This window comes from Bathymodiolus azoricus thioautotrophic gill symbiont, from assembly GCF_001298715.1.
Lineage (GTDB): Bacteria > Pseudomonadota > Gammaproteobacteria > PS1 > Pseudothioglobaceae > Thiodubiliella.
On the sequence record NZ_CDSC02000381.1, the window covers coordinates 1 to 10,188 of the forward strand.

Annotated in this window: 10 protein-coding genes and 1 tRNA gene; all 11 read left to right on the forward strand. The window is 39.3% G+C overall.

Annotation, left to right across the window (positions count from 1 at the left end; all coding sequences use genetic code 11):
- The first annotated feature begins 335 nt into the window (after positions 1-335).
- Positions 336-412 (forward strand) — tRNA-Met (locus BAZSYMA_RS07375).
- Between the two features lie 55 nt (positions 413-467).
- A complete protein-coding gene (rimP, locus tag BAZSYMA_RS07380; RefSeq protein WP_090717282.1) occupies positions 468-929 on the forward strand; it encodes a ribosome maturation factor RimP in 462 nt (153 codons plus the stop codon).
- Between the two features lie 21 nt (positions 930-950).
- Positions 951-2,426: a transcription termination factor NusA gene (gene nusA / locus BAZSYMA_RS07385; protein WP_090717286.1), complete on the forward strand. Its 1,476-nt coding sequence runs from the start codon at positions 951-953 to the stop codon at positions 2,424-2,426.
- A gap of 45 nt (positions 2,427-2,471) precedes the next feature.
- The gene (infB, locus tag BAZSYMA_RS07390) at positions 2,472-4,886 is read left to right on the forward strand and encodes a translation initiation factor IF-2 (RefSeq protein ID WP_090717290.1); all 2,415 of its coding nucleotides are present in this window, start codon (positions 2,472-2,474) and stop codon (positions 4,884-4,886) included.
- Positions 4,887-4,901: 15 nt separating this feature from the next.
- Positions 4,902-5,240, forward strand: coding sequence for a 30S ribosome-binding factor RbfA (rbfA, locus tag BAZSYMA_RS07395; protein WP_090717295.1), 339 nt, complete (start codon positions 4,902-4,904; stop codon positions 5,238-5,240).
- Between the two features lie 75 nt (positions 5,241-5,315).
- Positions 5,316-5,549 carry a hypothetical protein gene (locus BAZSYMA_RS07400; protein WP_090717299.1) on the forward strand — a complete coding sequence of 78 codons (234 nt, stop codon included), beginning with the start codon at positions 5,316-5,318 and terminating at the stop codon, positions 5,547-5,549.
- A gap of 4 nt (positions 5,550-5,553) precedes the next feature.
- Positions 5,554-6,342: a hypothetical protein gene (locus tag BAZSYMA_RS07405; protein ID WP_090717304.1), complete on the forward strand. Its 789-nt coding sequence runs from the start codon at positions 5,554-5,556 to the stop codon at positions 6,340-6,342.
- Complete coding sequence (truB, locus tag BAZSYMA_RS07410; protein ID WP_090717310.1) at positions 6,329-7,231, forward strand: tRNA pseudouridine(55) synthase TruB; 903 nt, start codon at positions 6,329-6,331, stop codon at positions 7,229-7,231. The genes BAZSYMA_RS07405 and truB overlap by 14 nt, the downstream gene beginning before the upstream one ends.
- Positions 7,228-7,854: a hypothetical protein gene (locus BAZSYMA_RS07415; RefSeq protein ID WP_090717313.1), complete on the forward strand. Its 627-nt coding sequence runs from the start codon at positions 7,228-7,230 to the stop codon at positions 7,852-7,854. The genes truB and BAZSYMA_RS07415 overlap by 4 nt, the downstream gene beginning before the upstream one ends.
- A complete protein-coding gene (purD, locus tag BAZSYMA_RS07420; protein WP_090717317.1) occupies positions 7,851-9,116 on the forward strand; it encodes a phosphoribosylamine--glycine ligase in 1,266 nt (421 codons plus the stop codon). Before BAZSYMA_RS07415 ends, purD begins: the two co-directional genes overlap by 4 nt.
- A gap of 195 nt (positions 9,117-9,311) precedes the next feature.
- Positions 9,312-10,188: Fic family protein (locus BAZSYMA_RS07425; RefSeq protein ID WP_143243148.1), on the forward strand; the 877-nt coding region annotated here is incomplete at its 3' end.

Consider the following 10,188-nt stretch of genomic DNA (forward strand, 5'->3'; position numbering starts at 1 on the left):
TAAATCATTCTGTGTGCAATAAGATGTCTGCACCTTTGGATTATTGCGATGCACGGAAAGACAAGTGTAATGTTTAAAGCCAACTAGAGTTTGTGCCTGATTGTGATATTAAGTTGAGAGTATTGGCAGCATAGATTAATAATTGAACTGACTAACCTAAGTCCTTAGTTGTGTTTATGCTCAAGTAAGTCTTTAAGCTCGGATTGTTGCTGCTGACTTTACCGATAGAGCGCTACACAATCTAATCTATCTGGCAATTTTTTGCTGGTTTATTGAATTAATTTATATTTTTAGTAGACATTTACAACATAAGTGCGTAAAATTGTCTCTTTTAGTGCGGGGTGGAGCAGTTCGGTAGCTCGTCGGGCTCATAACCCGAAGGTCATAGGTTCAAATCCTGTCCCCGCTACCAAATGATTACGGACCCCCCTTTTTAGGGGGGTTTTTGTTAAGGGTTTATTTTAAATATGGCAAAAATTACAGATAAAATTGAAGTATTGATTCAGCCAGTGATTGAAGATATGGGTTATGAGCTGGTGGGTATTGAGTATATTGCCAGCGGTAAGCACAGTATCTTGAGAGTCTATATTGACTCAGGCCAAAGCATTGGGCTTAACGATTGTGAAACAGTATCGCATCAATTAAGTAGTATTTTTGATGTGGAGGACCCGATTATGACACAATACAATCTGGAAGTGTCATCACCAGGTGTTGAAAGACCGTTATTTAATATTGAACATTATCAGCGTTTTTTAGGACATGATGTTAAGTTAAGATTATTAAGGTCGGTTAATGGACAAAGGAAGTTTAATGGCGCTATTGGCAGTGTGAGCGAGGCTAACAATAGCATTGAGTTGATGACAGACACAGGCAGCTATAAGCTGGATATTGAGTTGATTGAGAAGGCAAATTTGGTGGCGCATTTTTAGTCGCCTATTTTAGGAGAAAAGATGGAAAGTAAAGATTTATTTTTAATGGTTGAAGCGATCTCTAACGAGAAAAACATTACCAAAGAGTGCGTGTTTGAAGCCTTAGAGGAAGCGTTAGCAGCAGCAACCAAAAAGAACAATAATATTGATGCTCATGTTGAGATTGATAGAAAAACCGGTGAATTTTCTACTTTCAGACAGTGGATGGTTATTGAAGATGGTGAAAATTTTGTTGACGATGACGGCACTGCGTTTGACTCAGAATTACACATTCATGCAAAAGATGCAAATGGCGTGGCAGTTGAAGATTTTGTGCGTGAGGCAATAGAAACCGAAGCCTTTGGTCGTATTGCTGCACAAATTGTCAAACAAGTCATTATCCAAAAAGTTCGTGAAGCAGAAAGAGAAGTGATTGTTGAGGATTACACTCAGCGTATGGGTGAGGTTGTTATGGTCACTGTTAAGCGCATTGACAGAGGCAATGCCCATGTTGATATGGGTGGTGTTGATGGCATGATCCCTAAGTTTGATTTAATCCCAAATGAATCAATTCGTAAGAACGACCGCCTAAGGGCCTATATTAAAGAAGTAAAATCAAGCCCTCGTGGGGCGCAAATTTTCTTGAGTCGAACTGCACCTGAGATGATGATTGAGTTGTTTGAGATGGAAGTGCCAGAGATTTCTGAGGGCGTGATTGAGATTATGGGCGTTAGTCGCGACCCTGGTTTGCGTGCAAAGTTAGCGGTTAAAGCAAAAGACAAGCGCCTAGATCCAATTGGCTCTTGTATCGGTATGCGTGGTTCACGCGTGCAGGCGGTGTCAAATGAATTAAACGGTGAGCGTGTGGATGTTATTTTGTGGGATGAAGACCCTGCACAATATGTGATTAACGCAATGGCGCCAGCAGAAGTCAGCTCAATTGTGGTTGATGAAGACAAAAACTCAATGGATATTGCCGTTGAAGAAGACCAGTTAGCATTGGCTATTGGTCGTGGCGGTCAAAATATTAAATTGGCATCACGCTTGACTAATTGGAAGTTAAATGTAATGTCAGTGAGTGAATCTGACAATAAACAAACCGAAGAAAATCAAAAGATTAGCGAAAAGTTAGCTGAGCAATTAGGCGTTGATTCTGAAGTGGCAGGTGTTTTAATTGACGAAGGCTTTGCCAGTATTGATGATATTGCAGATGCAGATGCCGCTAGTTTAGAGGCAGTTGAAGAGTTTGATGCAACAATGGTTGAAGAATTACAAGAACGCGCTTCTGATGCACAACTTGTACAGGCTTTAGGTGATGCAGAATCTTCTGAAGTATTAACCAGTGTTGAAGGTGTTGATGAAGACTTAGCACAAGCACTGATTGAGGCGGAAATTGCTACAGTGGATGACTTAGCGGAATTATCAATTGATGAATTATTAGATATTCAAAGGCTAGATAAGGAAGTGGCATCAGCAATTATCATGACAGCGAGAGAAAACGAAGGTTGGTTTAAATAAGCAAAAAAGACTTTTGTTAAAAAATTATATAAATAGGTAAAACATATGGCTACAGTTCAATCATTATCTACAGCACTGAAAAAAACTCCAGATGAAGTTATTGAGATTCTGGTAAATGCTGGCATTGAAGGCAAGACTGCTAATTCTGAGATTTCAGGTGATGAGCGCAAAATTTTGATGGCGGGCTTATCTAAGCGTGGGCCGGCTAAATCTAGTATTTCAGTGTCGCGCAAACCCAGTACTCAGTCTAGCGATAGTGCAGGTGGTGTCAAGATTCAGGTTAAGAAAAAGCGTTCTGTAAAAGCACCTATAACATCCGTGCAAGATGATGTGGCAGTATTAAAAGCAAAAGAGGCGCTAGAGGCATTAGAGGCCGGTCGTGAAGCAGATGAGAAGTTATTAGCACAAGATGCTAAGCGTCAAGAAATGACGCGTTTGCAAAAAGAGGAAGCAGAAGACTTAAAGAAACAGCAAGAGCAAGCAAAACAACAAACAGAAAATACTAAAAAAACGGGTGATGCAAATAGTGATGATAAGTCGAAAAAACCAAAGCGTTTGCGTAATACATCAGGTGCAGATGGGCGTAAGCAGTTACATGTTGCTAAGAAGAACCCAAGTAGAAAACTGAAAAAGAAAGACAGAACGCGCCTTAGCCAAAAAATCCAAGAAGAGCAAGCACAGCATGGCTTTCAAAAGCCAATTGAAAAAGTGGTTCACGAAGTCTCTATACCTGATAATATCAAGGTTAGTGATTTGGCACAAAAGATGGCCACCAAAGCGGGAGAGGTGCTAAAAGTATTGATGGGCATGGGCGTGATGGCCACACTCAACGATGTTATTGACCAAGATACTGCGCTTTTAGTAGTAGAAGAAATGGGGCACACAGGCGTTGTTAGTAAAGAAGAAACCATTGAAGACAAGTTAATTGAAAAGTCAAAAGCAAGTGGCAATGAAAGTGCCAGACCGCCAGTAGTCACAATTATGGGTCATGTTGACCATGGCAAGACATCCCTATTAGATTATATTCGCAAGGCAAAAGTTGCCGATGGTGAAGCGGGTGGTATTACTCAGCACATTGGTGCTTATCAAGTACATGCAAAAGACGGTAAGATTACTTTTGTTGACACACCAGGGCACGCAGCGTTTTCGAAAATGCGCTCTCGTGGTGCTAGCACCACTGACATTGTTATCTTAGTGGTGGCAGCAGATGATGGCGTTATGCCACAAACGATTGAGTCAATCAAACACGCAAAAAACGCCAAAGCACCCATTATTGTAGCAATCAATAAAATTGATAAAGAAGGCGCTAATCTTGACAAGGTTAAGCAAGAGCTTTCATCACATGATGTTATCTCAGAAGAATGGGGTGGAGATGTGATGATGGTAGGTGTATCCGCACATACGGGTGAAGGTATTGATGCGCTATTAGATGCTATTACGCTTACTGCTGAGATCTCAGAATTTTCAGCAGTTACCAAAGGTCCAGCACAAGGCAGAGTATTAGAAGCACGCCTTGAAAAAGGCCGTGGCAAGGTAACGACTATTCTTGTACAATCAGGCACCTTAAAGAAAGGCGATATTATGATTGCCGGTTTGGAATATGGCAAGGTTAAGCAAATTGTTAACGATCAAGGGGAAATTTTAAAAGAAGCAACGCCCTCAACGCCAGTTGAAGTGCTTGGTTTGTCAGGTGTGCCGGACTCAGGTGATGAAGTTTTAGTGGTAGAATCTGAGCGTAAAGCGCGTGAAGTAGCTGACTTTAGAAAGGCGCGTGATCGCGAATCCGAGTTGCAAAAACAACAAGCTTCGAAGATGGATAACTTCTTACAGAAGATGGAAGAAGGCGACATATCAACGGTTAATGTACTTTTAAAATCTGATGTTCGTGGCTCGGCGCAAGCGTTGGTTGAGGCCTTAGAAGAGCTATCAACAGATGAAGTGAGAGTCAAGGTGGTCTCTAGTGGTGTGGGTGGTATTAACAACACCGATATTAACTTAGCAGCTACTTCTGATGCTTTGGTGCTTGGCTTTAATGTGCGTGCCGATGCTATGGCGCGTAAAACAGCAGACGAAGAAGGTGTACGCATTGAATATTATTCAATTATCTATAATCTAATTGATGATGTTAAAGCCATTATGAGCGGACTGCTTAGCCCTGAGCTTAGTGAAAATATTATCGGTATTGCCAATGTGAAAGAAGTATTTAAGTCGCAAAAATTGGGTGATATTGCGGGTTGTATGGTTGAAGAAGGTGTGGTTAAAAAAGACTCGCCAATCCGTGTATTGCGTGATAATGTGGTTGTCTTTGAAGGTGAATTAGAATCTCTAAGACGCTTTAAAGACAGCGTTAAAGAAGTTAAATCAGGCACTGAATGTGGTATTGGTGTTGTGGGTTATGATGTTGAAGCAGGCGACCAAATTGAAGTTTTTGAGCGTGTTGAAAGTGCCCGTACTTTATAGATTCATTTTTAATTAATGGCAGAGCAGCCTTCCTATAGAGTTGAAAGGATTAACGAGTTGATTCGTCGGGAATTAGTCATGTTGCTAAGACAAGAAACCAAAGATGCAAGATTGCAAGCAGTGGGCATTACCGATGTTCTCGCCAGCCGTGATTTGAGCAGTGCCAGGGTTTTTTACACCGTACCTGAAGAACAAAAAGAAATTGTTGTGCCTTTGTTAAAAAAAGCCAGTGGTTTTTTCCGTTCTCGTCTTTCAAAGACACTAGACCTACGACACACGCCAGAACTCAAGTTTATTTATGATTCAGCACCAAACACGGGTGCGAGAATTGATGATTTACTTGCTAAGCTTTAGAGAGGAATATTGATGCAGACACCACATGTTTATTAAGTATAATTGATAATATTTTCGGTGCAAAGAGATGAAAATATGTCGATAAAGGCTTATTTAAAAGAGAAGATGGGCTACTCCAAATTTTATTGTAATCCAGAAATAACAAAAATACATAACAATGCAGATGCTAGAGTCGGAAAACCGTTTTCTAGTAGCCTTATTGATTGCAAAAGCAAGGGTTGTGTTCAGGTGGACAATAACAACAAAAATTCCTATCACAGACTTAGTAGTGATGAGCTACACGCCAAAGCCTTGTTAATATCTCAATAACATAGTGGATATTATTAGTTTGCTTGAGCGAGAAATGAAAGCAAGCATTCAAGACTTTAACCAAGATTCTGATTCTAATATAACAATTGAAGATGTTAAAGTGTGGTTTTTTGAAACAGAAAAACTCATTCGGACAACCGCAAATCTTTCTTTGGAGGTTACATCCCAACAGGCTATTAACCAATTGCGTTATGCTGCACACCATATTCTAAAAAGCGACAAACAAGAGGATGTTATTGAAGCATATAAGCATTGTAAGCGCGCTTATTATGACACACTTGATTTATTTATTTTAACACTTAATGATAGATTTGTAACATCCTTAGTCTATGTTGAGGATTCAGAAAAGCGCACAAATATTGCTGAAAAATTAAAAAAAATATTGATCAAAATCCAGACTGAGCGTTTTAAGGTTCAGACTAGAGTTGAATACTATGATAGCATTCAGTCGCAGTTAATTGAGAGTTTAAATCTGTTAGAGGAGTTATCATTGGCAGCGTCAATTTCCTCTGATACACAAGAACAAGAATTACAAAAAGTTATAGATGAAAATGAACAATTAAGAAATCATAATAATAAATTAGAGAACGATGTAGAAAAGCATATACAAGAACAGAGTGCCAAAATAACAAAAAATAGTTATTGGTTTGCAATAGTGCTTACGATATTAACGCCTGTTGGGTTATTATTTCAAGGGTCGTTAACTGATTATTTTCGTGATCCTACAACAAAAGTTGAGTATTCGCTTAATTTAGATAAAGCTTCTAACCTTCCATCCCTTGGCAAAAAATAAAAAAGGCAGAGAAATTAACGGCATTGTCTTGCTTGATAAAGACACAGGGCTGAGTTCCAATGCTGCATTACAAAAAGTCAAACGCTTATTCTTTGCTAAAAAAGCAGGACATACAGGCGCATTAGATCCACTTGCTAGTGGCATATTACCGATTTGCTTAGGACAAGCCACTAAGGTCGCAGGATTTTTGCTTAATGATAATAAGCGTTATTTTGTGCGTGGGCAGTTAGGGCAAATAACAGATACACTGGATTGTGAAGGTGAAATCACTGAGACAAAAGATTTTAAGCAACTTGATGAGGTGCAAGTAAAAGCAGCTGCACTAAGTTTTCAAGGTGATATTGAGCAAGTGCCACCGATGTATTCAGCGCTTAAAAAAGATGGGCAGCCTTTATACAAACTTGCTAGACAAGGTATTGAAATTGAACGCAAAGCACGCTTAGTCACTATTCATAAACTTGATTTTTTGGGCTATGAAAACGGCATCATCAGTTTAGAAGTGTCGTGCTCAAAAGGCACTTATATTCGCTCATTGATTGCTGATATCGGTGATAAATTAGGTTGTGGTGCACATGTTATCGAGCTCAGACGCATAGGTTTTGCACATGTGGATATTGCACAAACCCTTAAGTTTGTTGAATTGGAGGCCTTGGCAAGTGATGACTTTACAGCATTGGATGCTAAGATTTTTAAAAGTGAAGATTTATTGCCAAATATTCACAGCGTTAGTGTTGACCAACAGCAAGGTATTGATATTCGTTATGGCAGAAAGATTAAAATTGAAAATCAAGTCGATAGTTTGGTTAAAATGTTTGATGAAAATGCCGTTTTTCTAGGTATCGGACAGATAGAATGCGGCTATTTACAACCTAAACGATTATTCATATGAAGAAGAAAGACGCACTTGTTGGTTATTATTTTAATAACAATTTGATGCATTCTATCAAAGGTGATAAAAGCCTGCGTGAGAGTGTTTATAATCGTGAGCGAGCGTTTAACAGTGTGGATGAAAATCTGGAGCAACTCTCACAAGTTTGGTTAGATTTATTACTTGATACAGGCGTTTATCGCTTGGTCATTGGGCTTAATAATGCTGAGGTGCGTGTGTCAAGTGTGTTTGACCCATTTAATACCGAAGTGCATTTGGCAGATGATTTGCTTAATTCTGATTATGTGGATTTTCATTTCAACAAAATCCCTTTAAAGAAAAAAAGTCAATTGATTAAACGCATTTATAAGATGCTTGAAAATGATGAAGTGTTTGGTATGCTTTCTTTGCAGTGGCAGCAATCTTTGCATGAGCGTAATCAAAGTATGCAAAAATTAACCAATATTAATGATCTGCGTTTTATTTTAAAAAATCTTAGCAAGTTGCGACATCTTGAGGGTTATTATTTGCGTTCAGTGACTATTAATTTGTTTAATTCAACGGTGTCAATGTCGTTTAATTGTGATGGCACTCAGATTATGTCACACAAGAAGTTTAAAGAATTTATTGAGGAATATATATGAAAGTATTGGTAATTGGTAGTGGCGGTCGTGAGCATGCATTGGCTTGGCAGTGTGCTAAATTTGACAGCGTTGAAGAAGTGTTTGTTGCACCGGGTAATGCGGGTACAGAATTAGAAGACAAGCTTACAAATGTTGATATTGGCGTCCAAGACATCAGTGCGCTGATTGATTTTGCCAAGAGTAACAATATTGATATTACCATCGTAGGCCCTGAAGCGCCACTCGTGATGGGTGTAGTGGATGCATTTCAAACGCAGTGCTTGAGCGTGTTTGGCCCAACTCAGGCAGCGTCACAATTGGAAGGTTCAAAGGCATTTTGTAAGGACTTTCTTGACAGAAATAATATTCCAACCGCCTTTTATGGTGTTTTTACCGAAGTAGACCTGGCAGTAGAATATGTCAAGGAAAAAGGTGTACCGATTGTGATTAAAGCCGATGGTTTGGCCGCAGGCAAGGGTGTGATTATTGCTAATACTCAACAAGAAGCAACCGATGCTATTCATGATATGCTTGAAGGCAATCGTTTTGGCAAAGCAGGCTCGCGTGTGGTGGTTGAAGAGTTTTTGAGTGGAGAGGAAGCCAGCTTTATTGTGATGGTTGACGGTAAAAATATTTTGCCAATGGCAACTTCACAAGATCACAAAGCCAGAGACAATGGCGACAAAGGTCCAAATACAGGCGGTATGGGTGCTTATTCGCCAGCACCGATTGTGACGGATGAAATTTTTCAAGATGTAATGGACAGCGTCATTCGTCCAACAGTAGAGGGTATGGCAGCTGAAGGTAATACTTACACTGGATTTCTATACGCAGGCTTGATGATTAACAGCAATGGCAAATCCAAAGTATTGGAATATAATTGTCGTTTTGGTGACCCAGAAACGCAACCAATTATGATGCGCCTTAAATCCAATTTGGCGCAATTATGTTTATTAGCCACACAACAAAAATTAGACCAAGCGAATATTGAATGGGACGCTCGTTCAGCAATGGGCGTGGTTTTGGCAGCAAATGGTTACCCAGATGCCCACCCTTCAAATGAGATAATTGGCTTACCAGTAGACAATGAATCAGCAAAAGTATTTCATGCGGGCACTAAGAGCGATGGTGATAATGTTGTTTCAAGCGGTGGGCGCGTGTTGTGTGCCACCGCACTTGGTGCAAACACCAAAGATGCGCAGGCAAATGCTTATGCATTACTAAAAGAAATTAATTGGCCAAGCGCCTATTACCGCACAGATATTGGTTTCAAAGCAATTTGACAGATTTTTTAAGTTGAGTTAAAAACCGATAGTTCGAAATAATATATACTTATATTTACACTAACTATCAGTATAAAAAGTTCAATAATCCCTGTTTAATCAATGATAAGTGTCATTACAAATAATTAACTATCGATTTTTTAAAAGTTGATAGTTAGTGTTATAATATGCTTTTATTTCAAATAATTGCTTATTATGAAAATTGTAGCACCACCTAGATTGCCAGCTACAGAAGAGTTGCTTAAATTGGTCGTTGAGAAGGTCCAATCCGGCATGATGCCAGCTACAGTCGATGAAAAAAGGCGTTATTTGCACTGGGATAAAATTAGACACTTAAAAACCCCTGATAAATTTGATAGTATTGAACAGTATTGGCATTTTTTGAAATTTTCTCGCAGAGGGCAACAAAAGTTATTGCCTTTTACTGAAGAGTTTTCTTATATTTTGACAGATGATATTCAAAAGAATATCCACGAAATAGACACCCAGATGCGCGGTTCTATCGAAGCCGAAAACATTGGAAAAGATAAGAAGAAATATATCATTCGTTCATTGATGGATGAGGCAATTAGCTCGTCTCAACTTGAGGGGGCAGCAACCACTAGAAAGGTTGCGCGTGATATGTTGAGGCACAATAAAGAGCCTGAGGATTATTCGCAACGCATGATTTATAACAACTATCAAGCGATTAATTTCATTGATAAATACAAGCACGATGATTTAACACCCGAGTTAATACTAGAATTGCATAAAATTGTTACTGATAACACCATAGACAATCCTGATGATGAAGGTAGGTTTAGGCGAGATGATGATATTAATGTGGTTGACAATCTCACAGGTAATGTCTTGCACAGCCCCCCAGAACACCAATCATTGCCCGATAGAATGAAGGTTCTGTGTGATTTCGCCAATGGCAATATGCTGAATTCTTTTGTTCATCCCATTATCAGAGCGATTATTGTGCATTTTGCTTTGGCGTATGACCACCCTTTTGTCGATGGCAATGGACGCACCGCACGCGCTTTGTTTTACTGGGTGGCACTAAAAAACAATTATTGGCTATTTCAAT